This is a genomic window from Deinococcus sp. JMULE3, from assembly GCF_013337115.1.
GTDB lineage: Bacteria > Deinococcota > Deinococci > Deinococcales > Deinococcaceae > Deinococcus.
The window spans coordinates 12,759-33,643 of sequence record NZ_SGWE01000003.1; the positions used below are offsets into that span (position 1 = coordinate 12,759).

Consider the following 20,885-nt stretch of genomic DNA (forward strand, 5'->3'; position numbering starts at 1 on the left):
GGTCCCTCACGATGAACGCCACCCTCATCCCCGCCGACCAGCTCCCCTCCGGGGCCATCACCGGCGTGCTGGTCGACGGAGTCGCCGTCTACCGCACCCGCACCGCCTGGATCGTCGACCGCGCCCACGCCGAGGCAGTCCTCACCCGGATCTTCGCAGAGCTGCCCGTGCAGGACGGCGAACGCGTCCGCAGCGGCTGCCTCTGCGCGGCCGGATACAGCGGCCTGTTCACCGACCGGCAGGCGCAGGCCCTGAACGCCCGCATCCGCACGCTGGTCGGCGCCGCGCGACGTGCCACCCGCCCGGCCCGTGACGCGAAGCGACAGTCACGCACGGAACGCGCCGAACTGCTGGTAAAGACCGCCTTCCCGGACCGGTGCGCGTGACGCCCGGCCTGCTGGGCAGCGGCTGGAATCCCACCGTCTGGTGCACGAACGCCCGCTGCCTGCGCCCCATCCGCCCCGACCTGACGTGCTGCCCGCACTGCCACGCTCCCCAATCCCACCGCCCAGGAGGCCCGCAATGACCCATGCCCAGCACGTTCCGACCGCCCCCAGCCTTCCCATGCCCGAGATGTACCCCAGGGGTGCTTCTCGGGTCGATCCGGTCTGTGACGGCTGCCAGGTCGAGCACGTCACCCGCCCCGGCTACTGCAGCCGCTGCCGCCCCCTGACCAAGAGTCACCGTGGCACCCTGCGCGGCGCCGCCGGACTCACGCTCGTGACGACCGGCGGCGGCGCAGACCACCTCGCGCTGGCCGCCCTGATCATCCTGACCGGACTCCTGCTGCTGTTCTGGGGTGCCGCGCGCCTCGACGGCCACCGCACCACGGACATCCTCAGCGCCCTGCGCGCCCACTTCCGGGGCGCGCAGTGAGCCGCCAGCAGGTCAACCACCGCGAAGCCACCGGCCTGATCCGCGCCCGCGCCCGCGCGCTGCAGCACCCACTCAGTGTCCTGCGCGCCCAGGTGCAGGGCGGCGGCCTGATCACCACCAGCGGATACCTCACGCACTGCGGGGCCAGCTACTACCTCACCCCCACCTGCCCCTGCGTCCGCCATTGCACCCCCGAACTGAACTGCCGTCAGTGCCGCGGCACGGGACAGGCGTGAGCGTCCTGAACGCCCGCGCCGACCGCGTCGCGGCCCTGCTCGGCGAGCACCCCGCCCGGGCCTTCACCGCCGGCGAACTCAGCGCCGCGCTGGGCGACCTGACCCCCGGCCAGTGCCGCGTCGCTGCCGACCTCCTGGTCGACGCGGGCCGCGCCGAGCGCCGCCTCAGCACCCGCGCCGAGGTGCGCCGCGGCAGCTCCGAGTACCTGCAGGCGCAGGTGAAGGCGTGACGCCCACGGCCCGTCCCGCCCGCCACCTCGCGCGCCTCAGCGAACAGGTCGAACGTGTCCTGCGCGAACCCGCCCTGCGCGCGATGAACACCGGACGCTACCCGCGCCCCGCCGCGCCCGCCCTCACGTCCCTCCCCGAGGTCAGCTGATGTTCTCACGCCTGCGACTGCGCCGCCGCCCGGCCCCCGCCCCCGCTCCCGCCCCACTCACCCGCCTGCAGGCCATCAATCTGGAGATCCAGGACCTCGAACGCAGCTGCGCTGCCACCCCCGCTGGGCCACTCGCGGAGGCGCTGCGCCTCGCGCTGGCCGAGGCCCGGATGGCCCACCAGTACCACAGCGTCCCCCGCATCCTGCCCGCTCCCCGCCCGGAGGTGCGCGCGTGACCGCCGCCCTGCCCGACGCCGCCACCGAGCGCGGCCAGCGCGCCGCCCGGACGATCCGCGAGCTGGCCGCGTCCACGAAGCTGCGCGTGCTGGAGATCAGCACGAACGACCTGGGCGGCGTGCCGATCGCCGCCATGGTCCTGGACGGACAGGGCGCGGCGCTGTACGAGACCCTGATCCGCACGGACCGCCCCATCGACCCCGCCGCGCAGGCGGTCCACGGCATCAGCGCCACCATGCTGCTGGGCGAGCCGAGCTTCGCCGAGGCGCACGAGGTGCTCGGGCGGCTGCTCGCGCCTGGGCATGACGTGCTGGTCTGGGCCGCGCCGTTCATCCAGGCCAGCCTGAACCGGGGCGCGGCGGCCGAGGGACTGCCCCGTCTGCCATTCAAACACTGGCAACCCGGCCTTCAGATGCTCGTGACCGAGGCGCACGGCACGTACAGCCACCGCCGGTTCGACTTCCTGGACGTGCCGCGCCGCAAGGCCCTCCAAGGCGTCAGGCTGCCTGGCGACGCCGCTCCGGAGGGGACCGCGCTGGGCAACGCGCAGCGCACCCTGGCGATGCTCCAGCACTACGCGGGCGGCCACGCGGCCGTGCAGGAGCCGGAACCGGTGGTCGAGCTGCACTGCCCGGGGTGCGGCGCTCCGGAGTCCCTGTGCGAGTGCGACGGCCAGGGGCGCACGTGACAGAGCGTGAGGCGCTGCTGGAGGGCATCACCCTCGTGGCGCGGCGCGGTCCGGTGACGCTGGCAGACGTCGCTCAGCGCTACCGGCTGCCGGTCAACGCAGCCTGGGCGCTGGTTCAGACCCTGCTGGAGCGCGGCGTGCTGGTGCGCGGCGGGCGGGTACCGGTGAAGCGGGGACGTCCACGCCGCGGCTTCGTGCTGACGGTCGTCGAGCCGGTCTCGTCACACCGGGCGCACACCCGCATTCCCGCATTAAATGACATCATTAGAGACATGGAAACCAGCCCATACGACGCCGTGCACGCCGCCAACCAGACCGACAAGGGCCTGCGCTACACCCTGACCGACCTCGTGGAATTCCCCACCCTCGACGGCGGCGGCTACAACGCCAAGCTCCGCGAATACGGCCAGATCATCGGCTGGGTCACCGACGCGGGCGACGGCGGCGAACCCACCGTCCACGTCGAGGAAGCCCACCTCGACGCCTACCTCGCGCACCTCGCGCGGCTGGCACCCGCCGTGCACGACGCCGAGGCCCTGCTGCTGCTCGACCTGAGCGACAACGAGGACATGGAGTCCCGCTCCCGGACGAAGACCATGCTGCGCCTCGAAGGGATCGACGACCTCGGCTTCCACCCCGTCATGCAGTTCAGCAAGTCCGGCATGACCCGCGAGCGCCTCGTGCGCCACCGCGACATCACCACCGAACACACCCACTTCTGGCAGTCCGGCCACGGCTGGATGCCCCTGCGCTGAACCACAAACCCCAGGGGGACCGCCCGGGTCCCCCTTTCCCCACCCCCGTCAAAGGAGCCTGACCATGCCCACCACAGCCCCCACCGCCCCGGCCGCCGCCACGACCGGATGGATGCACCCCAACAACAGCCACGTCGCACACTGGTACGACGGCAGCCGAGTCCTGTGTGGCCGCACCGTGCCCACGGGCACCCAGATCGTCAACACCGACCCCCACGCCGACGTCAAGAAGTGCCTGAAGTGCAGCGCTTCTGTCGCCAAGCTGCCCGCACCTGTCGCCGCAGGTACCGAACCGACCGCGACGGAAGAACTGCCAGACACACCCACTCCCGCCCCCACCATCAATCTCACGCCGGGCACCCTCGGCCTGCACGCCGTGCCACTGCACCAGACCGCCCGCAGCGGCTGCAACGTCCGCAGCCACTACGACTCTGCCGCAATCGAGGAACTCGCCGCCAGCCTGCGTGCCGAGGGGCAGATCGAGAACGCCACTGGCCGCTGGAACGCCGACGAGCAGGTCGAGATCGTCGCCGGTGAATCCCGCCGCCGCGCGCAGCTGCTACGCCAGGAACAGGGCGACACGGACCTGACCCTGCTGGTCAACGTCCGCCAGCTCACCGACGCCGAGGCCCTGAGCATCAGCGCCACCGAGAACATGCGCCGCCGCAACATGACCGCCCTGGAGGAGTGCGAGGCCATGCACCGCCTGAACGACGCGGGCCGCAGCGTCGAGGACCTCCAGATCATGTTCGGGTACAAGTCCGCGCAACCAGTCGCCGACCGCATCCTCGTGGCTCGGCTGCTGCACACCACCCCGCGCGACCTGCTGGACCGCGGCGAACTGAGCCTCGCGCAGGCCGTGATCATCGCCCGCGCACCCGGCCAGGATCTCCAGCTGAGCATGACCAGCGAGGCCACCCGCCGCCACAACCCGGCCAGCGCGACCGACCTGTCCCAGCAGCTCACGCGAGGGCAGTTCCTGGTCAAGACGGCGAAGTTCAACGTCGAGAAGAGCGGTCTGGAGGTCGTAAGCGATCTGTTCGGCGCATTCGAGCCGTACTTCAAGGACAAGGGCAAGGCCCTGAACGCGCAGATCGAATGGGCGAACGCCCGCGCCGAGAAGGCCCGCGCGAAGGGCAAGCATCCCTTCGTCGCCGTCGAGAGCGGGGGAGGCGGCGCGTACGGCACACTCGACGGGGGGCGGAAGTACCAGTACTCGTACACGTCGGACGCCAACGGCCTGATCTTCTACATCAACACCAACGACGGCAGCGTCAGTGAGGAGACCCACTACCGCCTGAAGGCCAGCGCGAAGCAGGAGGCCGTGAAGGCTGGGCAAGCCAAGGCCGACGCGCCGGCCCGCCCCATCTCGGACGCTGCGTACCAGGAAGCCCATGAGCGCCGCGCGCTGGCCCTGCGTGAGTCTGTGGTGGGCAACACCCACGTGACCCTGGCCCTGACTGTCTGGGGCCTGCTGGTGAATGACAGCGTCGGCATGGTGAAGCACGGCGAGGTGAACGGACTGCCCAGGGACCTCGCGGGCATGCCCGAACTCGCGGCGGCCGTCGAGCGGCTACGCGACCGCATCCGCCCCGGCACGCATGCCAAGGGCACGGCTTACAACCAGCACCCGCTGCTGAGCGGCAACAGCACGGCCGAGCGCCAGCCCATGCTGGAACTGCTGCTGTCCTTCACCGACCAGGACCTCCTGGAATGCCTGAACACGCTCACGGCCCTGTCTGCCTACGACTGGCCCCAGTACAACAACCAGCACGAAGTGCGCGCCGAGTACTCGTACCTTGCCAGCCTGACCGACGCTCCCCAGCGGCTCGCCGCGAACTTCACCCTCTCCGACGAGTGGCTCAAGCGGTACCCGCGCGAATCGCTGCTGGCCCTGGCCGGGGAAGCCGGGCTGGAACTGGCGCCGCTGGAGGCCTGCAAAACCCAGAAGGAGATGCGCGCCCTGATTGTCGAGCAGGCTGACCGCCTGCACCGCGAAGGGTTCGTGCCCAGCCTGCTGCGCTTCCCCGAGCTTCCCGCGAAGGCGGCGGCCCATGCCTGACCTGTCCCTCACGCGCATCCCCGCGCCCCTGCTGGGGCAGCCCGAGCGGGTCGGGCTGGCCGTGCTCGGCAGCGTGATCATCGCCCACGTCGGCACGTCCTCCAGCGCGGATCTGTTCGAGGCGGGCTGGCAGGCCCGTCTGGATCAGCAGCGCCGCAACGGGCCGGGGCGCCGCCCCCGCTGGCGCACCGGCTGGGATCACGCCAACACCTACCTGGCAGGCCTGATCGCCGCCCAGCAACCCACGGAATGGGCGGAGAGCGCATGACCCTGCCCCTGAACTGTCCTGAAGACTTCAGCCAGGCCCTGGACGTCGGCGACCGGGTCAGCATGGCCAGCACTGGCCGACCCGGCGTGGTCGTGGCCGTGGAGGGTGAGCGGGGGAGCGAGCGTCACCACGTGGACTGGGAAGTGCTCACCGACCGGCGGGACAACTTGCGCAACGGCTGGCTCCGCATGGCGCTGCGCCGCACCGGCGGAGGCCTGCAGCCGGGCGACTGGGTCAGGGTCTACGGGCACGGGGAACCTCTCAGCTCGCCGGACACAACCACGTTCGATGGGGATATCGGTCTCATCCTCGACGAGTTCAGTGAGCATGGCGGTCCGGACTTCCTGGTCGCGGTGCGCACCCAGGTCGGCCTGTACACCTGCCGGACCGAGCAGCTCGAACGCATCACCCGCGCAGAGGCGTTCGCGTGACGCCGACCGACCCGCCCGCCGTGCTGGTGGTCAAGGCCCAGGCCCGCGCCATGAGCCAGCTGCTCAAGGCCCAGGGGCACGCCGACGTCGCCTACTCGACCTGCCTGCATGAACTGAGCCTGCAGGCCGGATTCGAGAACTGGCAGGCCTACAGCGCCACCCTGCGCAAAGCGGCCGGTCTGCCCCCGAAGCGCCAGCTCACCCGCGACGCCCAGCAGCGCCGCCTGGAGCGCGCGTGAGCACCTTCCACGTCCTGCTGCACTACATTCCCGCCGCGCTGCGGGCCGAACGCGGCCCGCTGGCCATCGAGCAGCTGCCCGCCCGCCTGAACGCCGGGCCGATCAAGGCCAGTCAGCTGCGGCACGCCCTGAACATCCTGCGGGTGCATGACGTCATCCGGCGCGTGCCGGTCACGCCCCTGGTGCTGGCCGAGCTGACCCGCCAGGGCGTCGAGCGGCTGCCCGTGCACGGCTATGAACTCACCGGGAATCCCCGCGCCCACGAGTTCACCGCGTGGCTCGACGACATTGCGACCCCGAGCCGCCGCAGCGGGACACTCCGGAGATCCGCGTGAACCGGGAGGCGACGTGCACGTCCTGATCGCCCGCGCCCCCGGCGGCACCACGCACGCGGTGAGCTGCGAGACCTCGGCCGAGTTCGGCGCGCGCTTCGTCCGGACGATGGAGGTGCAGGGCTGCGCGGTCGAGCGGCTCACCCTGACCGAGTACGCGGCGCGGCGTGGTCTGGGCACCGTGCCCGTCCCGAAGGGCGCGCCCTGGGCGGAGGAGGTGTCCGACGTAGAGGGGCCCGCGCCGGTCGACGAAGTGCCCGCCCCTGCCGAGGCGGAATGCCCGACTGCGGATCTGCCGGCACTGGATCTGGCGGTGGGAGACGCGGTGCAGGCCAGCGTGATCGGCGCGGCGACCGTCACCCACGTCCTGGCCTACCCGGACGGCACGCGCCTCGCGGTCGCCCGGTCCCGGGTCGGGGAGCAGCTGCTGCGGCCCGGCACGTACACCCGCGCGGATCTGTCCGCCGCGGCCCCCGCTCCCACCCCCCCAGCGCCGCTGCCTGCGCCCGTCGATGTGCCCAGCCCCGCCCCGAAACCGACGGTCATGCCGTCCCTGTTCTGACCCCACCCGGAGGCCTCCCATGTTCGAACTCAGCGACCACAAACCGTTTCCCGTCGTCAGCGACACCCTGAAGGAGTTCCTCGCGCACAAGAAGGCGAGCGCCCCGCTGGGCAGGTCCGTGCAGGAGGTCGTGGCGCAGGGCATGACCGTGCCCGTCCCGCCTGGCGTGAAGGAGGAGCACGTCGAGGCGGCCATCGCGCTGGCCCACAAGCTCCAGAGCATGCCGATGCGGGATAAGGGCGTGCTGGCGCAGCTCGCCAGCCAGTTCACCGCGGAGTACTTCAAGAAGCACGGGCAGGGCGCGACCGGTCTCCTGCTCGAAGTCGCCATCGACGCGTACGTCGAACTGATGTGTCAGGTCGGCCTGGTGCACACGGTCGGCCACTCGGAGGAAATCACCCGCCGCCGCCTCGTGGGCCGGCTCCCGGCCTTCGTGACGATGTTCCAGGGCGTCGAACGACGCATCGGCAGCCTGATGGCGCAGCTGGTGAACGACCAGCTCGGCGAGGAACTCGTGCGCCTGGACGGCCTGCTGAACGACGAACGCGAACTGATGAGCGGCGCGGCCGAACGCGCCCAGGCCGACGCGACCGCCGAGCGGCGCCGCGCCGACGCCCTGCAGGCCCAGCTGGAACAGGCCAAGGCGCAGGCCGCGGGCCGCGAGGCAGAACTGGAACGCACCCTGGCCAGCGAGCGCGCCGCGACGATCCGGCGTGAACGGGAGTGGAATGAGGCGCGGCGCCGCCTGGAGGACGACAAGGCCGCCGCGCAGCGGGTCGCGGCTCAGCTCAACGCGGAACTCCAGCAGCGGGACGAGGCGCAGGGCCTCACCGGCGTGCAGGAGACCGTCACGCTGGCCAGCGCGCTCGAAGCCATGAGCCTGCGGCGGTTCCTGATCGATCAGGGCCTCCAGGCGTCGGTGCAGCGCGCCGTGGTGACCTGCCCGGCCGGGATCTCTGCCGCGGCGGTCGAGGCGTGGCGGGCCCTGTTCCCGGACGCGGCCGCGCAGCGCGCCCAGCTCCGCGCCGCCGTCGCGCAGGCCGCCGCGTAAGTGAGGTCAGGCACCTGTGGAATTTCTCTTTCTGGTGCTTGAACCTGCGATCAGAAGATGCGCTGTGCGGCGTCCACGGACGTGCACAGTTTGCGCCGGCACTCCCTCTCACTCCGGCTAAAGTGTGTCAATGCTGAAATCGAAAAAGCTCAGAGTGGAGCTCTACCAGATCTCCCTGTTCATATCCATAGCCATTATCATTTCTCTTTTTGCGTATGGCTATATCAGAGAGCTGAAGCCACTACCTCAGGGAAACAAGGACACTTTCGAGGCCTACTCTTACGCTTTCTTTGGTCCCATCAGCATCATACTTTCGGCGTGCTTTTCTTTTCTCGTCTATCGGGTAAGTCGCGAGTTGAACGATATGGAAAAAGAAAGGATCGATCGGGAAAAGCGAATTAAGATCGTCCTCAGAACCAACGCGGAAGGCAATCTTCAAATCGTCAACATGAGCCCTTCTCCAGTTTATGTGATCGGATTGAGTTACTATAATTCCAAGTATCCCGAAAAGAGAGATCTTGTGGTTGATAAATCGTTTGATGGCGGAAATCTGGATGTGGGCGGACAGATCAACATCCAAAAACCGGATTGGGATAATTTTTTCAAAAACAACTTGCCCGCAGATGATTCAAGAGAGGGGATCAGTGTCAGGTTTTACCATACCGGGTATGACAACAAACTTGAAACTGTGCATTTTATCAGTTTTTCGGACAGTAGGGATAAGAATCATTCCAGATTCGACGTCGACAAGACAGAATTTAAAGAGATTATCGTCTAGTCGGATTCATTGGCGCTTGCTCGACAGTCAATCACGGGGCACCGGACGCCTCGACGGAGCAGGCAAAGGTTTCAGGCGCGGGCCAGCAAAAACCCCTGGTGCAGGGGGAGCGCGTGACGCGCTCCCCCTTTGTTTTTCCGCACTGCACACACTCCGCACACCACCCGCCCCGCATAAATTGGCATCATATAGGCATGGAAGCCAACCTCCCTGTTCATTCCGACCGCCACGCCCACCTCGCCGCCGCCCTGCACGACCCGCTCACCCGCGCCCCGGCCGGACTGTCCCGCCAGCCCGGCAGTCAGGCCCGCGCCAAGCGCCTGCTGCGCGAGATCCGCGCCGCCTACACCCTGACCCACGTCCACCTGTCCGGCATCGCCACGGCCGCGCCAGTCGGGCAGCCCCTGCCCCGGGACCTGATCGGCGGCGCGCGCCGCGCCATCCTCGAACAGAATCTCCAGGCGGCGCTGGAGCTGGCCGCCCAGGCCCGCACCCTGCCAGTGACCCACGCCGGCGCGCAGGCCCGGGTCGTCGCCCTCGATAATGTCGCCGTGGCGCGGGAGGCCTGCGACGTCGCCGAAGGACACCCGATCGCCGCCACGTTGTCGGGGCTGGTGCGGGAGATCCGGCTGCTCTGCCCGGGGGCGACCCAGGTGGCGCTCAACTGGACGGGGCTGGCCGACGACACCGCCGTGTTCGCCCGGCCCCAGCGCGAGCTGCGGCTGATCCGGCTGGTGGCGGGCACGCAGCAGGTCGGCACGGTCTGGTACTGACCGGTCTCGCGGGACGGATCTGGGCTGCGGCCCCGGCCCGTCCCTTATCAGGTCACCCAGGATGACCGCCATGAAACGACGCCGAGTGATCGGGTATGACGACCAGGGCCGGGCAGCCGTTTCCTATCCCAGTGTCAGCGCCGCTGCCCGCGACCGGCAGGTGCTGCGGGGCAGTGTCGAGCGCGCGATGGAGCTGGGCACGCGCTGCACCGGGCTGCGCTGGGCACGGGAGGGCGATCCTGCGCCCCTGTCGGACCCGCAGCGCGGCTACGTGACCTATGACGCGGCGGGCGGGGTTGCCGGGCGCTACGCCACGCAGGTCGAGGTCGCGCAGGCGCTGGGGGTCTCGTCCCAGGGGGTGTATCTGTCAGTCCGCACCGGGAGTGTCATCCGGGGCGTGCGGGTGTGCCGCGCCCAGGCGCCTGCGCCGGGACCGCTGGTCCGGGACGCGCGGCACGTGGTGGCCTATGACGACGCCGGGGCAGTGATCGGCACCTACGAGTCCCAGGTGCAGGCCGCGCGGGCGCTGGGCGAGAGCGTCACGGCGGTGCACCACTCGCTGAACGGTCGGCGGCTGCGTCAGGGCGTCCGGGTGCGCCGCAAGGCCGCGCCGCCGCCGGGCGCGTATGTGGACAGCGCCAAGCTCCCGGTGCGGCTGTACGACAACGCCGGGGTGCTGGGGGCCGAGTACCCGTCGCGAACGGCCGCGGCCGAGGCGCTGAAGGTGCCGGTCACCTCGGTGGCGCACGCGCTGGCGCGCGGCATCCGGCTGCAGGGCTGGCGGGTCGTCGACGCGGACGCGCCTGCGCCGGGCCCGTATGTCGGGCAGGGCGCGCGGGTGGTCGAGGCGCTGACCGACGCCGGGGATCTGGTGGGGCGGTACGCCTCCCAGTCGGCAGCGGCGGCCGCTCATGGGGTGAGCCAGTCGGCGCTCAGCCACGCGCTGCGCTGGGGCACGCGGTGCCGGGGCCTGCGCTGGCGCTATGCCGAGCCCGCCGACGATGAGGCCCCGTCCGGTGCGTCCCACACAGAATCAACACACCACCCCGCCCGCATTTAACGCCATCATAAATCCATGATTCCAGCCCTCGAATCCGACCTGACCCGCCTGCTCGCCGCCGCCCGCACCTTCGACTTCACCGCGTGGCTCGACACCCTGCCCCAGCGCGACCGCCACCTGATCGTGCTGCACACCCTCGTCGCGTCCGTCGGGAACGGCGGCTTCCAGCAGTGGGTCGGCTGGAACTACCGCGAGAACCAGGAGGCCGTGCTCCGCCTGGCGCTGGCCCGCTTCGCCGAGCACTGCCCCGGTCAGCGCGCGGCCGTGACCGAGGTCCTCGCGCTGATCGATCAGACCCACCGCTTCGCCCCGCCGTCGTTCAGCCGGTTGAGTGACGATCAGGCCGATGCCCTGGCCACGCTCGACGACCGGTTCTATGCCCTCACCGACCGCTTCCGCGCGGCGCTGGGCGAGTACCTGCTGCGCTGGCAGTAACTGCAGTCCGCTGTCCGCACCGGCCCTTCCGCCCAGGGGGGCCGGTTTCCGTTGTGCCCGCCGCGCTCACCGCCGGGCCGCTGCGCCCCCTGCGGCGCTCCGGGCGCGACTGCGGGGCGCGGGGCGGTCTGCTGGCCCCTTCCCGGCCCTCCGGCGCGGTTCCGTGCGGGGCAGTCATGGGGCGCGCTTCCCTCACGGCCCGGGCGCCCGGATTTGCCGAACTCCGGGCCTGCGCGCGGTCCGCGCCCTGCACATCTTTCTGGGTCAGGAATAGAAAAAACGCGCACGGCAGCGGCTTTTTCCCGCACACATTCGACACACCACGCAACCCGCATAAACTGGCATCATAGACCCATGAACGAAGTCATCAAGACCGCCCTCGCCGAAGCCCTCACCGCCGCCGAAGAAGCCCAGACCGCCGCCCAGGCTGGCAACTTCGCCGAAGCCCGCACCCTGCTCGACGTGGTCGAGGCTGGCCTGAACGCTGGCGAGACCCGCAACCCCGCCCTGATGAACCGCCGCCTGAAGATCATCCGCATCCAGGCCAGCGTCGAGGCCCTGCTGCCCGCCGACGACGCGGCCACCGAAACCGACGCCGAGCCGGTGGTCGCGGTAGAAGCGCCCGCCCAGGCCGACGCCGAGCCCGTCCAGGAGCCCGAAGTCGCGCCGGCCGCCGAGCCCGTCGATGCCCCCGCCCCGGTCGCGCTGCCCGCGCCCACCGAGGTCGACCTGCCCCCGGTCGCCCAGGCCGACGCCCCCGCCAAGGTGCGCGGCGTGGCCGCCCCCCACGCCCTGCCCGCCGACGGCTGGGAGCGCGTCGCAGCCGCGCTGCGCGCCCAGGGCACCGACGTCGAGGCCCGCGAGGCCGACGCGGCCCGCCACGGTCACCTGCAGGCCGAAGCCGAGGATGCCCGGGATACGTGGCGGGCCCGGGTCGAGGAGCGCTTCGCGCTGCAGGCCCGGCTGGAGGTCTGCGCGATGCGCGGCGACCACGATGGGGCCAACGCCGCGTGGGACCGCCTGTTCGACGTCGTGACCGCGATCCGCAGCCGCGAGGGGGCCGCGCGCCGCCGCGGACTGCCCGAGGCCGCCGCGATGCGCCCGGTGTTCGAAGCGGCCAACGAGGACAGCAAGCAGGTCCGCCAGTGGGCGCGCGCCCCGAAGGCCCCTGCGGTCGCCTGAGCGGCCCGACCGGCCCCCGCGCCCCCCAGGGGCCGGGGGCAACCCCCACCGCCCGTTCTGCCCTGTCCTGGAGACCCCCTGATGCCTGAAGCCCTGACCGTCTCCGCGCTGCGCGCCCAGCTGAAGACCCTTCCAGCGGACCTGCCGGTGAACCTCGCCCTGCGCGCCAGCGCCCCGACTCGTTTCGAGATCCGCGTGGAGGCTGGGCATCTCCTGCTGGTGCCGTGCCCGGATTTCTCGGCTGCGGGGCTGCAGGTCGCGGATCTGTCCTGGCGCTTCCATCAGGACCTCGCGGGCGTGCCGCTCGACTGGCCTGTGCTCGCCAGGGGGTGCGGGGGCGGCTGCTGGTGGTCCGGCTGGCGGGTGACGGCGTCCTGCGGGCCTCGGTGTCGTAAGCGCGCCGGATTCGGCGTTCCACACACATTCGACACACTAAACGCCCCGCATAATCCGGCATCATAGATTCATGAACGAAACGCTCAGCTTCGCCGATCTCCGCGCCGCACTCGCCGCCTTCCCCGCCACCGCCCCGGTCACCCTGCTGTTCCCGCCCAGCGTGACGGCCCGCCGCTTCCAGCTCGTCGTCAGCGGGGAGGCCGCGGCGTTCCTGGCGGTGCCGGACAACCACTGCTGGGACGCGACGGTGGCCGACGTGCTGGCCGAAATCGACAACGAGGAGTTCGGCCTGCCCCGCCCCCCTACGCCATGCCGGTGTACCTCAAGGCCCTCGACGGCGGCGTGTTCGGGGTGAAGGTCGAGGACGTCGCGGTCCTCAGCGCGTCCCCCTGCAATTTCAATGGTATGCCTGAATAGCAGCATTGAGGGGAGGCATCGAAATACCGATGCCTCCCCTCAATCCATTAATTAAGCTGGACATAATTCATCTATGACTCTTTATCTAATGACACATTAATCTTATCCCCGCAAGGGAGGGGGTTGATTATTTTTGCATAGGCCTAATTAATAAGACGGAGAGTGCGATGATTGCAAATATAATTGCAACAGAAGGATAGAATCCAAAATTATAGAATGTAAACCACGCAATAACGGCCAATATACTAATTAGAGCTATTTTTAGCTTATTCATGATAAACTCCTATATTCAACTGCAATTAGTCCGTCGCCATTCGTTAATCCTGCGCATCTGCTCTTGCACTTTTTTATTTGCCGTTGTCAGCGTCTTTGTGGCGATATTCAAATTGATCGCGGCAAGTGTAAAGGCAGAAACAGCTCCAGCGCATGCCGCAGGGCCGCCAAAGCAAGCCATTAAAAAGAAATCAGCCGAAGCAAAAGCTATTGCTGCAGCCGCCGCCGCATTACCGGCATTTTCAGCTTCATTCTGAGCAAAATACAGGTCGATGTACATATCACTGGGCACAGTGCAATCCTGAGCTGACAGTTTCACGCTATTATTAGCAGGCTTCTGGCCACCCATAACAAATAGTGAGCTCAAATTCTTGTCAGATGCCGCCCATCCAGACCTAACCACTTGCAGATGGCTGTCGAACTCATAGACTGCCGAACTGCCGATATCGGTACCCAAAATGTGCCCCTCTTCGCTTCGGGTAATAAATTGAGTCAGCACTTCTCCCGACTCGGGAACTGAAATGTAGACCATCAAATCATTGCGACTAGTCCTCAAAGCGAAAACAGGCATACCAGCATCATCTTTCCTTATCGCTTCATTTAGGTTAATTTTAACATTTTCAGATTCAAGTAATACGAGGGCTTTCTGAAAAGACTGAGAAGTCAACGCGTTTTTAAGAATAGGGCTTTCTTGAACACTTGTTGTATTGCCAGTGCGTGATGGTCCGGCAGACGAGGGGTCTGGAGCAGCATGGAGCCCACAGCTGCTCAAAATGAGTACGCATGAGAGCGAGAAGGTCAGAAGCGACTTTTTCTTCATTGCGCAAGGCTATACCCCCATTTGGGGGAAGGCACGCTCGTATGGGGCAAGGTGGGCTTAATTTTTCGTTTAACTCTCTTTCACTTTCAATTCATTTGCCAAACAGGAAGGTGGAGGGCCGCACAAGAGGCGCGTCGCGCCACACCGCATTATATGGCATCATAAGGGCATGAAAGACACCCTGACCGTCCGCGAAATGATCAAAGCCCTGCAGTCCCTCGACGCCCGCGGCCTCAGCCACGCGCCCGTCCTGCTCGCCCCCACCCACGACGGTGCCGACCACGGCGTCGCCGGGCAGCCCGAGGAAGGCCTCGCCGAGTGGGCCGGGTATGGCGCCGAGCTCGACGGCGAAACGGTCGCCGTCGTGATCACCCTCGCCTGATCCGCTCCGCCCCGGCTCCGCCCGGGGCACCCCCACCCCGGAGGTCCTGATGCCTGTCCCCCCCACCGACCAGCCCACCCTCGCGCAGCAGCTCGCGTTCACCGGGACGCTCGGCGACGCCCTCGGGCACGTCCTGCGTTTTGCCGACCTGCAGGCCGGAGCGCCCTCGCTCGTGCTGACCAGCAGCGCCGATCTGGACCAGCCCGTCACCGTGCACGTGACCCGCTACGCCGCCGACGACATGGAGGTCACCGGTAGCCACCACGGGCAGCCCGCGCACCTCGGGTTCTTCACCGTGCCCGGCCTGCGCGAGCGCCGTCAGGCAGAACTGGACGCCGCAGCGGCCGCCCGGCGCCAGCAGGAACTGCTCCGGCAGCCCTGGACGTTCATCCAGCCCCTGACCTGACCCGATACGACCGCGCCCCCGCTCGCCCTGATCAGGCTGGCGGGGGCGCGATTATATCGGCGAGATCAATCGCGGCGGCCCAGACGGGTGGGCAGCTCGGCGACGATCCGCTCGATGCCCTCCGGGTCGAGCAGCGGTTCGAGCAGCAGCTCCACGACGTGATGATGATCCACCGGCCAGCCCTGTTGCTTCAGCCCGTAGACCAGCTGGTCAAGGGCCGCCTTCAGCTCCGGCCGCACCCGCGTCCCCAGGTTCGGATTCTTCCCACCGCTTCGACTACTGGTCCCGCCGTCCCAGGCGGGCAGGTTCAAGCTGCCGGCAGGACGGGACGGGGCTGTGGTGGGCGCCTTGGCGGGCGCGGCCTTCGCGGGCGACTTCCGGGCAGGGCGGGGCTTCGCCGGAGCGGGCTGCGGCTGTTGCTGTTCCTGCTGGACCTGGGCGGGCTGCTCACCCCCGTCATCGTCCTCACGGGGCAGGCTCTGCCGCAGGGCGTCCAGGCCGCCCAGCAGTCCACCGCGCTTACCGGTCATGCCCGCGCCCCGATCCGCGCTTCGAGTTCACGGGTGACCTCGATGTAATCCTGCCAGCAGCTCCGGGCCAGTTTGTTCCCGCGCACGTCGCGCACCAGCACGCCCTCGTTCGCCGCGTCGACGAACGCGTCGCTCTGCCGGATCTTCCCGGCCAGCAGCGGCATGTTCAGGCTGGTGATCGCCTCGCGGCCCTCACCGACGCGCTGTTTCTTGACGCGGGTCAGCATCACCACGAACTGCTCGTCCTGCACGCCATGCTCGCGCAGGACGTTCACGGTCTGCTGCGCCCCGTCGATGCTGGGGATGTCCGCCTGCACCGGCAGGACCAGCTGGTGGCAGGCCTGCGCCAGTTCGACCAGTTCCACGGTCTCGGGTCCGCCGCGGCTGTCGATGATCACGACGTCGTATTCGGCGGCGCGGGCGAGGCTGCGTTCACTGCCGACCGTGAACGGCAGGTGCCCGCGCGCCGCCCAGGTGGTGGCGGTGCGGATGCGGTCGCCGTCCGCCAGGAGGACTTTCCGGCCCTGCTCGGCGAAGCGCCCGGCGATGTGGACAGCGCTGGTGGTCTTGCCGACCCCGCCCTTGAGGCTGGCCATGCCGATGAGGATGGGACCGCGACTCACACGCGCTCCGGGGTGCGTTCTGCCTCGGGAAACTCGGGTATCACGCGGCAACGGTAGCACGCCCCCGCGCCGCCGTGCACCCGTGTGAGCACGCTCACCCGCCCGCGCTCCGGCCCTTGCGGGGCGTGCGCCACACCGGCTGGAGTTCCTGCAGGCCCAGGGCGCGCAGGACGTCCAGGCCGTTCGTGGTGAGCAGGCTGGTCTTACCGGTCAGGTAGCGGCTGGCGGTGGCGCGCATGGTGTGCTCGGTGGGGGGCGGCACGCGGTCCAGATCCACCAGTCCGGCGCGGCGGGCGAGTTCCTCGCGGGTCATGCCGATGTCCACGGCCCGCCTGGCGGCAGCGTAGGTCAGGCGGCCGCGGATGGTGGTGTCGGTGCCCAGGCGCAGGTCGGTGGCGGCACTGAGGTTGGCGGCCCGCACGCCGGGCTGCACGTCAACCGTTCCCCAGACGGGGCGCAGTTCCTGCAGGCCGAGGACATCGAGCAGTTTCAGACCAGTGGCGGCGAGGAGGCCCAGGCGGCGGCCGTCGAGCATGCGGCTCAGGTCGCTCAGCTGCTGACTGGTGGGTTCGGCGGGGTCGTACACGCGCCGGGCGAGGTCATTGCGGCTCAGGCCGAGGGTCTCGGCGCGTTCGCGGGCGGCGGTAGCCAGGGCGGTGAGGAGTTGCTCGCGGTCGGGGGGGAGTGCGGAAGAGGGGGGCACAGGAGTCATAGAGCGCATCATGCGCACGGCCCCGCATTAAAAGCAATCTTACACAGATGAGACACACCCGTTTTCTTCGTCCCAGAGCAAAAATCAGGCATGCGAAACGCTGATATTTCCCGAGACAGGCGGTACGAGCTGACCGGGCTGGAGTGGACGGCGGTGTTGCCGGGCGGGGAGGAACGCCGGGCGCGGGTGATCGGGGCGGAGCGGGACTGGCCGTCGATCTGGGTGGAGGGGTTCGCCCCGGACGAGTACGCCTGGGTCACCATCGAGCGCTTCGCGGGAATGGGCTGCCGCTTCCCGTACGAGCCTCCGCGCTACACACAGGGGTTTCACATCAACATGCCCGCATAAAATGACATCATAAGAAACAAGAAAAGGGCGCGGGTCCTCCGCCAAGATTCGCCGCGCCCAACCCCACCCCCGTCAAAGGAGCAAGGCCATGCACAACGATACCAAACCCCGCAACATCACCCGCACCTGGAACGTCACCCTCTACGGCCGCTACGAGCCCGGCACCGCCCCCGTGATCCTCGCCACCCGCCGCGTCACCCTCTCCGCGGACGGCCGCGGTGAACGCTGCGCCAGCGTCGACGGCCAGCCCGCGACGGTCGCCGCCGCCACCGCTCTCCTCAACCGCGCCAAGGCCGACGGCCAGGTCGAACTGGTCGAGGAGGTCCGCATCGGGCTACCCAAGCCTGCCGCCAGCCGCCTGCACCGTGACCTCGCCCTGATCGGCGTGCTCGCCGGGAACCACTCCGCCGTGGCGACCGCCGCGCTGGGCCGCGTGATCAGCAGCCTCACCGAGGTCCAACCCCACGAGGCCGAGCAGGTTCGCCTGCACGCCAGCCGCCTCGCGCAGGGCCTCGCGTGAGCGGGCGCTGGGCGGACCTGCACCCCGTGCAGCGGAATTACGCGCTGGCGCTGGATGAGGTGAAGCGGGTCGCGGTCGACGTGGCCTTCGTGCAGGACCTGATCACCCTGCGCTTCGATCATGGGGACTGCACCGAGCAGGAGTGGGCCGAGCTCATGGATCAGGCGGACGAGGAGCTGGGCCTGAACGCGGCCCGCGCCGCCCGCGACGAGGCGCAGGCAGCCCTGCTCGTGTGGGGCCGGGCGCATACCGCGCAGCTGCGCCGGGTGTTCGCTCGCCGTTTCACGCCTGCCGAGCTGGCCTCGATGGACCGGATCTTCGACGTGTTCACGCGGCGCGGCGAGCTGGGGCGGATGCTGCTGCGTCTGAAGGTCGCGGCATGACGATGTATCTGGTTGCGACCAGCAGCCGCCTGGGGACTGTCTCGGCGCACGTGGGGGTCATGGTGGGCCCCCGGGTGCGGGGCCTGGCGCCGCTTGCGGAGGGCCGCTGGTGGGCGAGTGACAACGACGGATTCACCGGTCGATTCCGGGAGGGGGCGTTCCTCGCGCACCTGGAGCGGCTGCAGCCGTTCGCCCCGCGCTGCCTGTTCGTTGCCGCGCCGGACGTGGTGGGAGACGCGGCCGCCACCCTGACGCTGTTTCCGCGCTGGCGGTCGGTGATCGAGGCGCACGACTTCCCGGTGGCGGTCGTGGCGCAGGACGGTCAGGAGAGGCTGCCGCTGCCCGACGGTGCGAACTGGCTGTTCCTGGCCGGGTCGGATGCGTGGCGGGGGCAGCACGGCCCGGCGCTGATCGCCCAGGCGGCGGCGCTGGGGTACTGGGGCGTGCACGTCGGGCGGGTGAACAGCGCGCGGCGGGTGCAGGCCTGTGTGGCGCTGGGCGTGGACTCGTGTGACGGCACCTACCTGCGCTTCACCGGCGTCGAGCGGGGCCTGCGGGACGTGCAGGGATGGGTCGAGGCGGGGGCGGGACAGCCGGGTCTGTTCGATCTGGCGCGGGCGGGGTGAGGTGGGCGCTGGGGGCTGTTTTCGCCGCAGGGCACACAAAAGACACACTACGCTCTCCGCATTAAATGACATCATATAGCCATGAACGAACTCGTCTCCCCTACCGGTCGCCGCACCATCATCAACGCCCTGCTCACCCTGCCCCAGGACTGGAACTGGCAGGCGCCCGTGCAGGTGCGCGCCGCCGACCTCGACGTCGCCATGACCGTCGCGCCTGAGGGCATCCCCCCTTTTCTCGCCGCCAACCATTGCCAGAGCTGCCTGGGGTACCGGGTCACCCTGCACACCGACGAAACCGGCCTGCGCATCGTCGAGGCCAGCAGCACGCCCGCGGACCGGCTCGAACCGCACGCCTACCTGTTGCAGGCCTACCACGTGGCGCCGCAGTGGTGCGACGCGGCTGCGCGGGGCGCAGGCGTCCCCAGTTGGGCTGACCTCGTGCACGGCCTGAAGTTCAAACCACGCATGGATCTCACCCGGCACCTCGGCCTGTACGCCACGCTGCCCCGCTTCGACATCCTCACCCTCTCCGGGCTGCACGGCGGCCTTCCCAGCAGCCTCGTGAACTTCCACATCGCGCTCAACCGTCAGGGCCTGACCATCCGTGACGGCCGCGCCGCCTGAAGCCCACACCCGCCCCGCGCGACCAGCCGGGGCGGCCCCGTCCCCCCAGGAGACCACCATGCCCAGCTACCGCAACGCCACCGTCATCCTCCCCAGTCCACTCGTCGAGGGTGCTCTCGCCCACCTGCGCACCCTCGAAGGCCTCGATCTGCATCTGCCCGTGACGCCCAGCGCCGCCGCCCAGCTCGCTGAGGCCCGCGCGCAGTCCGGCCACCTCACCGTGTTCGTCGAGGAGGGCGTGATCACCGGCGCGCTCGCCCTCCCCGGCGGCACCCCCACCGACTACGTGTTCCTCCAGGCGGCGTACAGCGCGGCGTTCTCTGCCCTGCAGCTGTTCTCCAGCACCGAGATCCGGGGTGCGACCTGGAACGGGCTCAGCCGCCAGTTCGTGCCGTTCGAGGCGGTCCGCGACGCGCAGGGCGAGCGGCTGGTCGGGGCCACCCGTGACGGGAGCGTCACCGCGATCCTGGACGACGGCGAGGGTCGCCTGCCGGTGAGTACCCGCCGCTTCCGTCTGCAGGTCGAGGGCACGCGGGCGCGGTTCTGGGGCTGGTTCCTGGACGGCCGTTACTACGCGCGGCACGAGGAGGCCAAGGCGCGGGCGTTCGCGGCCGCGATGACCACGCTGGCCGAGCAGGGCACCGAGGTGCGCCTCGCGCGCCTGGAGGACGCCCTGGCCCGCCTGAGCCCGGACCTGCGCCGCCTGCTGCGCGTCCTGGCGCTGGAAGCCGCGGAGAATCACGAGGTGCGGGACGCGCTTCAGGCGGTCGAGCGGGGCGTGCAGCTGGTGGACGCGGCCGTGTCGCAGGCCAGCGTGGCGCGGCGCCTGCTGCCACAGAAGAGACACACCACCCCGCCCGCATAAAGAGGCATCATATACCCATGCCTGACGCATCCCCCCAGCCCGACGCGCACCTCGAACCCGGCCCCAGCTGCCCCCGCTGCGGCCACCCCGCCTTCATCGCCCTGCACCACGACCCCACCGGCCAGCTCGAAGGCCACGAATGCCTATGCTGCGGCCTGGAAACCGACGAGCACGGCCAGCCCATCACCGAATGAAACCCGCCCCGCTCATCCGGCACGCCGTCACCCAGGTCGCGCCCGACCCCGCCCCCGACGCCTACCTCACCGAGGAGCTGCGGGCCCCGCCCACCGGGGTGGGGCTCGTCACCCGGCCCGGACTGCCCCCGGCCCTCACCTGGAACGGCCAGCACGTCGGCAGCGCCCAGGCCGTCCAGCCCGGCCTGTACCGCGTCACCCCCAGCCTCAGTGCCAGCCCACGCCTGCTCGGCGCACTGGTCAGCACCGCCCAGCTCACGGCCCTCGCCGAACGCTTCGCCCAGACCGCAGCCGGGCCGGACCTCACCGGACAGCGCGACCGCACCCTGGTCACCCCGCTGCCCCTGCGCGCCGCACTACCCCTCAGCGACTGACCACACGAAGCGCCGGGCCTCACGTTCGAGGCCCGGCGCTGCTCTTGC

36 protein-coding genes are annotated in these 20,885 nt (G+C 69.3%); 32 read left to right on the forward strand and 4 right to left on the reverse strand.

Translation table 11 applies throughout. The features are described from left to right. The first annotated feature begins 11 nt into the window (after window positions 1-11). From EXW95_RS02345 to EXW95_RS02450, 22 genes are all read left to right on the forward strand, one after another. A complete protein-coding gene (locus EXW95_RS02345; protein WP_174366081.1) occupies window positions 12-386 on the forward strand; it encodes a hypothetical protein in 375 nt (124 codons plus the stop codon). A 136-nt stretch (window positions 387-522) separates the two neighbouring features. Then, on the forward strand, window positions 523-876 hold the full coding sequence (locus EXW95_RS02350) for a hypothetical protein (protein WP_174366082.1): 354 nt from the start codon (window positions 523-525) through the stop codon (window positions 874-876). Beyond that, entirely contained in the window at window positions 873-1,112 is a 240-nt protein-coding gene (locus tag EXW95_RS02355; protein WP_174366083.1) for a hypothetical protein, read from the forward strand. The genes EXW95_RS02350 and EXW95_RS02355 overlap by 4 nt, the downstream gene beginning before the upstream one ends. Further along, window positions 1,109-1,342: a hypothetical protein gene (locus EXW95_RS02360; protein WP_174366084.1), complete on the forward strand. Its 234-nt coding sequence runs from the start codon at window positions 1,109-1,111 to the stop codon at window positions 1,340-1,342. The genes EXW95_RS02355 and EXW95_RS02360 overlap by 4 nt, the downstream gene beginning before the upstream one ends. Further along, on the forward strand, window positions 1,339-1,491 hold the full coding sequence (locus tag EXW95_RS02365; protein WP_174366085.1) for a hypothetical protein: 153 nt from the start codon (window positions 1,339-1,341) through the stop codon (window positions 1,489-1,491). The genes EXW95_RS02360 and EXW95_RS02365 overlap by 4 nt, the downstream gene beginning before the upstream one ends. After that, the gene (locus EXW95_RS02370; protein ID WP_174366086.1) at window positions 1,491-1,727 is read left to right on the forward strand and encodes a hypothetical protein; all 237 of its coding nucleotides are present in this window, start codon (window positions 1,491-1,493) and stop codon (window positions 1,725-1,727) included. The genes EXW95_RS02365 and EXW95_RS02370 overlap by 1 nt, the downstream gene beginning before the upstream one ends. After that, window positions 1,724-2,416, forward strand: coding sequence for a hypothetical protein (locus EXW95_RS02375; RefSeq protein WP_174366087.1), 693 nt, complete (start codon window positions 1,724-1,726; stop codon window positions 2,414-2,416). The genes EXW95_RS02370 and EXW95_RS02375 overlap by 4 nt, the downstream gene beginning before the upstream one ends. Next, a complete protein-coding gene (locus EXW95_RS02380) occupies window positions 2,413-3,171 on the forward strand; it encodes a hypothetical protein (protein ID WP_174366088.1) in 759 nt (252 codons plus the stop codon). Before EXW95_RS02375 ends, EXW95_RS02380 begins: the two co-directional genes overlap by 4 nt. Window positions 3,172-3,235: 64 nt before the next feature. Further along, window positions 3,236-5,233, forward strand: a complete 1,998-nt coding sequence (locus tag EXW95_RS02385) for a ParB/RepB/Spo0J family partition protein (RefSeq protein ID WP_174366089.1) — start codon at window positions 3,236-3,238, stop codon at window positions 5,231-5,233. Beyond that, window positions 5,226-5,501, forward strand: coding sequence for a hypothetical protein (locus EXW95_RS02390; RefSeq protein WP_174366090.1), 276 nt, complete (start codon window positions 5,226-5,228; stop codon window positions 5,499-5,501). Before EXW95_RS02385 ends, EXW95_RS02390 begins: the two co-directional genes overlap by 8 nt. Beyond that, window positions 5,498-5,932: a hypothetical protein gene (locus EXW95_RS02395; RefSeq protein ID WP_174366091.1), complete on the forward strand. Its 435-nt coding sequence runs from the start codon at window positions 5,498-5,500 to the stop codon at window positions 5,930-5,932. The genes EXW95_RS02390 and EXW95_RS02395 overlap by 4 nt, the downstream gene beginning before the upstream one ends. Next, window positions 5,929-6,171, forward strand: a complete 243-nt coding sequence (locus EXW95_RS02400) for a hypothetical protein (protein ID WP_174366092.1) — start codon at window positions 5,929-5,931, stop codon at window positions 6,169-6,171. Before EXW95_RS02395 ends, EXW95_RS02400 begins: the two co-directional genes overlap by 4 nt. Next, complete coding sequence (locus tag EXW95_RS02405) at window positions 6,168-6,506, forward strand: hypothetical protein (RefSeq protein WP_174366093.1); 339 nt, start codon at window positions 6,168-6,170, stop codon at window positions 6,504-6,506. Before EXW95_RS02400 ends, EXW95_RS02405 begins: the two co-directional genes overlap by 4 nt. Before the next feature lie 13 nt (window positions 6,507-6,519). After that, entirely contained in the window at window positions 6,520-7,065 is a 546-nt protein-coding gene (locus tag EXW95_RS02410) for a hypothetical protein (RefSeq protein ID WP_174366094.1), read from the forward strand. Between the two features lie 19 nt (window positions 7,066-7,084). Beyond that, a complete protein-coding gene (locus EXW95_RS02415; RefSeq protein ID WP_174366095.1) occupies window positions 7,085-8,116 on the forward strand; it encodes a hypothetical protein in 1,032 nt (343 codons plus the stop codon). A gap of 130 nt (window positions 8,117-8,246) precedes the next feature. After that, a complete protein-coding gene (locus tag EXW95_RS02420) occupies window positions 8,247-8,894 on the forward strand; it encodes a hypothetical protein (RefSeq protein WP_174366096.1) in 648 nt (215 codons plus the stop codon). A gap of 194 nt (window positions 8,895-9,088) precedes the next feature. Next, window positions 9,089-9,667 (forward strand): hypothetical protein, encoded by a 579-nt coding sequence (locus EXW95_RS02425; protein ID WP_174366097.1) that lies wholly within the window; start codon window positions 9,089-9,091, stop codon window positions 9,665-9,667. Between the two features lie 70 nt (window positions 9,668-9,737). Then, the gene (locus tag EXW95_RS02430; RefSeq protein WP_174366098.1) at window positions 9,738-10,727 is read left to right on the forward strand and encodes a hypothetical protein; all 990 of its coding nucleotides are present in this window, start codon (window positions 9,738-9,740) and stop codon (window positions 10,725-10,727) included. 15 nt (window positions 10,728-10,742) lie between these two features. Then, window positions 10,743-11,162: a DUF4375 domain-containing protein gene (locus EXW95_RS02435; RefSeq protein WP_174366099.1), complete on the forward strand. Its 420-nt coding sequence runs from the start codon at window positions 10,743-10,745 to the stop codon at window positions 11,160-11,162. Between the two features lie 354 nt (window positions 11,163-11,516). Next, on the forward strand, window positions 11,517-12,344 hold the full coding sequence (locus EXW95_RS02440) for a hypothetical protein (protein WP_174366100.1): 828 nt from the start codon (window positions 11,517-11,519) through the stop codon (window positions 12,342-12,344). An 81-nt stretch (window positions 12,345-12,425) separates the two neighbouring features. Then, the gene (locus tag EXW95_RS02445; protein ID WP_174366101.1) at window positions 12,426-12,806 is read left to right on the forward strand and encodes a hypothetical protein; all 381 of its coding nucleotides are present in this window, start codon (window positions 12,426-12,428) and stop codon (window positions 12,804-12,806) included. A 4-nt stretch (window positions 12,807-12,810) separates the two neighbouring features. Then, complete coding sequence (locus EXW95_RS02450) at window positions 12,811-13,095, forward strand: hypothetical protein (protein ID WP_174366102.1); 285 nt, start codon at window positions 12,811-12,813, stop codon at window positions 13,093-13,095. A 351-nt stretch (window positions 13,096-13,446) separates the two neighbouring features. Here EXW95_RS02450 and EXW95_RS02455 read toward each other — a convergent pair whose 3' ends face one another. Then, complete coding sequence (locus tag EXW95_RS02455) at window positions 13,447-14,250, reverse strand: hypothetical protein (protein ID WP_174366103.1); 804 nt, start codon at window positions 14,248-14,250, stop codon at window positions 13,447-13,449. Window positions 14,251-14,419: 169 nt separating this feature from the next. On the opposite strand from EXW95_RS02455, the gene EXW95_RS02460 reads away from it, so the two are divergent. Together EXW95_RS02460 and EXW95_RS02465 are read left to right on the forward strand one after the other, a co-directional pair. After that, the gene (locus tag EXW95_RS02460) at window positions 14,420-14,632 is read left to right on the forward strand and encodes a hypothetical protein (protein WP_174366104.1); all 213 of its coding nucleotides are present in this window, start codon (window positions 14,420-14,422) and stop codon (window positions 14,630-14,632) included. A 49-nt stretch (window positions 14,633-14,681) separates the two neighbouring features. After that, window positions 14,682-15,038 carry a hypothetical protein gene (locus tag EXW95_RS02465; protein ID WP_174366105.1) on the forward strand — a complete coding sequence of 119 codons (357 nt, stop codon included), beginning with the start codon at window positions 14,682-14,684 and terminating at the stop codon, window positions 15,036-15,038. A 65-nt stretch (window positions 15,039-15,103) separates the two neighbouring features. Here EXW95_RS02465 and EXW95_RS02470 read toward each other — a convergent pair whose 3' ends face one another. The 3 genes from EXW95_RS02470 to EXW95_RS02480 all read right to left on the reverse strand — a co-directional run bounded on the left by EXW95_RS02470 (window position 15,104) and on the right by EXW95_RS02480 (window position 16,903). Beyond that, entirely contained in the window at window positions 15,104-15,568 is a 465-nt protein-coding gene (locus tag EXW95_RS02470) for a hypothetical protein (protein ID WP_174366106.1), read from the reverse strand. Continuing rightward, window positions 15,565-16,191, reverse strand: coding sequence for a ParA family protein (locus tag EXW95_RS02475; protein WP_371809871.1), 627 nt, complete (start codon window positions 16,189-16,191; stop codon window positions 15,565-15,567). The genes EXW95_RS02470 and EXW95_RS02475 overlap by 4 nt, the downstream gene beginning before the upstream one ends. Window positions 16,192-16,285: 94 nt before the next feature. Continuing rightward, window positions 16,286-16,903, reverse strand: coding sequence for a hypothetical protein (locus EXW95_RS02480; protein WP_174366107.1), 618 nt, complete (start codon window positions 16,901-16,903; stop codon window positions 16,286-16,288). 90 nt (window positions 16,904-16,993) lie between these two features. On the opposite strand from EXW95_RS02480, the gene EXW95_RS02485 reads away from it, so the two are divergent. From EXW95_RS02485 to EXW95_RS02520, 8 genes are all read left to right on the forward strand, one after another. Continuing rightward, complete coding sequence (locus EXW95_RS02485; protein ID WP_174366108.1) at window positions 16,994-17,251, forward strand: hypothetical protein; 258 nt, start codon at window positions 16,994-16,996, stop codon at window positions 17,249-17,251. Window positions 17,252-17,339: 88 nt separating this feature from the next. Further along, window positions 17,340-17,771 (forward strand): hypothetical protein, encoded by a 432-nt coding sequence (locus EXW95_RS02490; protein WP_174366109.1) that lies wholly within the window; start codon window positions 17,340-17,342, stop codon window positions 17,769-17,771. Further along, window positions 17,768-18,154 carry a hypothetical protein gene (locus EXW95_RS02495; RefSeq protein WP_174366110.1) on the forward strand — a complete coding sequence of 129 codons (387 nt, stop codon included), beginning with the start codon at window positions 17,768-17,770 and terminating at the stop codon, window positions 18,152-18,154. The genes EXW95_RS02490 and EXW95_RS02495 overlap by 4 nt, the downstream gene beginning before the upstream one ends. Beyond that, window positions 18,151-18,780 (forward strand): hypothetical protein, encoded by a 630-nt coding sequence (locus EXW95_RS02500; RefSeq protein WP_174366111.1) that lies wholly within the window; start codon window positions 18,151-18,153, stop codon window positions 18,778-18,780. Before EXW95_RS02495 ends, EXW95_RS02500 begins: the two co-directional genes overlap by 4 nt. An 81-nt stretch (window positions 18,781-18,861) precedes the next feature. Next, on the forward strand, window positions 18,862-19,404 hold the full coding sequence (locus EXW95_RS02505; RefSeq protein WP_174366112.1) for a hypothetical protein: 543 nt from the start codon (window positions 18,862-18,864) through the stop codon (window positions 19,402-19,404). A 58-nt stretch (window positions 19,405-19,462) separates the two neighbouring features. Beyond that, window positions 19,463-20,269, forward strand: coding sequence for a hypothetical protein (locus tag EXW95_RS02510; RefSeq protein ID WP_174366113.1), 807 nt, complete (start codon window positions 19,463-19,465; stop codon window positions 20,267-20,269). 17 nt (window positions 20,270-20,286) lie between these two features. Next, the gene (locus tag EXW95_RS02515; protein ID WP_174366114.1) at window positions 20,287-20,463 is read left to right on the forward strand and encodes a hypothetical protein; all 177 of its coding nucleotides are present in this window, start codon (window positions 20,287-20,289) and stop codon (window positions 20,461-20,463) included. After that, on the forward strand, window positions 20,460-20,837 hold the full coding sequence (locus tag EXW95_RS02520; RefSeq protein ID WP_174366115.1) for a hypothetical protein: 378 nt from the start codon (window positions 20,460-20,462) through the stop codon (window positions 20,835-20,837). The genes EXW95_RS02515 and EXW95_RS02520 overlap by 4 nt, the downstream gene beginning before the upstream one ends. Window positions 20,838-20,885 lie beyond the last annotated feature (48 nt).

Coding starts and splice junctions, on each gene's coding strand:
- EXW95_RS02520 (WP_174366115.1), top strand. CDS start 20,460: ATGAAACCCGCCCCGCTCATCCGGCACGCCGTCACCCAGGTCGCGCCC.
- EXW95_RS02415 (WP_174366095.1), top strand. CDS start 7,085: ATGTTCGAACTCAGCGACCACAAACCGTTTCCCGTCGTCAGCGACACC.
- EXW95_RS02445 (WP_174366101.1), top strand. CDS start 12,426: ATGCCTGAAGCCCTGACCGTCTCCGCGCTGCGCGCCCAGCTGAAGACC.
- EXW95_RS02345 (WP_174366081.1), top strand. CDS start 12: ATGAACGCCACCCTCATCCCCGCCGACCAGCTCCCCTCCGGGGCCATC.
- EXW95_RS02490 (WP_174366109.1), top strand. CDS start 17,340: ATGCACAACGATACCAAACCCCGCAACATCACCCGCACCTGGAACGTC.
- EXW95_RS02485 (WP_174366108.1), top strand. CDS start 16,994: ATGCGAAACGCTGATATTTCCCGAGACAGGCGGTACGAGCTGACCGGG.
- EXW95_RS02420 (WP_174366096.1), top strand. CDS start 8,247: ATGCTGAAATCGAAAAAGCTCAGAGTGGAGCTCTACCAGATCTCCCTG.
- EXW95_RS02450 (WP_174366102.1), top strand. CDS start 12,811: ATGAACGAAACGCTCAGCTTCGCCGATCTCCGCGCCGCACTCGCCGCC.
- EXW95_RS02470 (WP_174366106.1), bottom strand. CDS start 15,568: ATGACCGGTAAGCGCGGTGGACTGCTGGGCGGCCTGGACGCCCTGCGG.
- EXW95_RS02505 (WP_174366112.1), top strand. CDS start 18,862: ATGAACGAACTCGTCTCCCCTACCGGTCGCCGCACCATCATCAACGCC.
- EXW95_RS02370 (WP_174366086.1), top strand. CDS start 1,491: ATGTTCTCACGCCTGCGACTGCGCCGCCGCCCGGCCCCCGCCCCCGCT.
- EXW95_RS02385 (WP_174366089.1), top strand. CDS start 3,236: ATGCCCACCACAGCCCCCACCGCCCCGGCCGCCGCCACGACCGGATGG.
- EXW95_RS02500 (WP_174366111.1), top strand. CDS start 18,151: ATGACGATGTATCTGGTTGCGACCAGCAGCCGCCTGGGGACTGTCTCG.
- EXW95_RS02510 (WP_174366113.1), top strand. CDS start 19,463: ATGCCCAGCTACCGCAACGCCACCGTCATCCTCCCCAGTCCACTCGTC.
- EXW95_RS02455 (WP_174366103.1), bottom strand. CDS start 14,250: ATGAAGAAAAAGTCGCTTCTGACCTTCTCGCTCTCATGCGTACTCATT.
- EXW95_RS02435 (WP_174366099.1), top strand. CDS start 10,743: ATGATTCCAGCCCTCGAATCCGACCTGACCCGCCTGCTCGCCGCCGCC.
- EXW95_RS02465 (WP_174366105.1), top strand. CDS start 14,682: ATGCCTGTCCCCCCCACCGACCAGCCCACCCTCGCGCAGCAGCTCGCG.
- EXW95_RS02430 (WP_174366098.1), top strand. CDS start 9,738: ATGAAACGACGCCGAGTGATCGGGTATGACGACCAGGGCCGGGCAGCC.
- EXW95_RS02440 (WP_174366100.1), top strand. CDS start 11,517: ATGAACGAAGTCATCAAGACCGCCCTCGCCGAAGCCCTCACCGCCGCC.
- EXW95_RS02395 (WP_174366091.1), top strand. CDS start 5,498: ATGACCCTGCCCCTGAACTGTCCTGAAGACTTCAGCCAGGCCCTGGAC.
- EXW95_RS02390 (WP_174366090.1), top strand. CDS start 5,226: ATGCCTGACCTGTCCCTCACGCGCATCCCCGCGCCCCTGCTGGGGCAG.
- EXW95_RS02480 (WP_174366107.1), bottom strand. CDS start 16,903: ATGACTCCTGTGCCCCCCTCTTCCGCACTCCCCCCCGACCGCGAGCAA.
- EXW95_RS02425 (WP_174366097.1), top strand. CDS start 9,089: ATGGAAGCCAACCTCCCTGTTCATTCCGACCGCCACGCCCACCTCGCC.
- EXW95_RS02460 (WP_174366104.1), top strand. CDS start 14,420: ATGAAAGACACCCTGACCGTCCGCGAAATGATCAAAGCCCTGCAGTCC.
- EXW95_RS02350 (WP_174366082.1), top strand. CDS start 523: ATGACCCATGCCCAGCACGTTCCGACCGCCCCCAGCCTTCCCATGCCC.
- EXW95_RS02515 (WP_174366114.1), top strand. CDS start 20,287: ATGCCTGACGCATCCCCCCAGCCCGACGCGCACCTCGAACCCGGCCCC.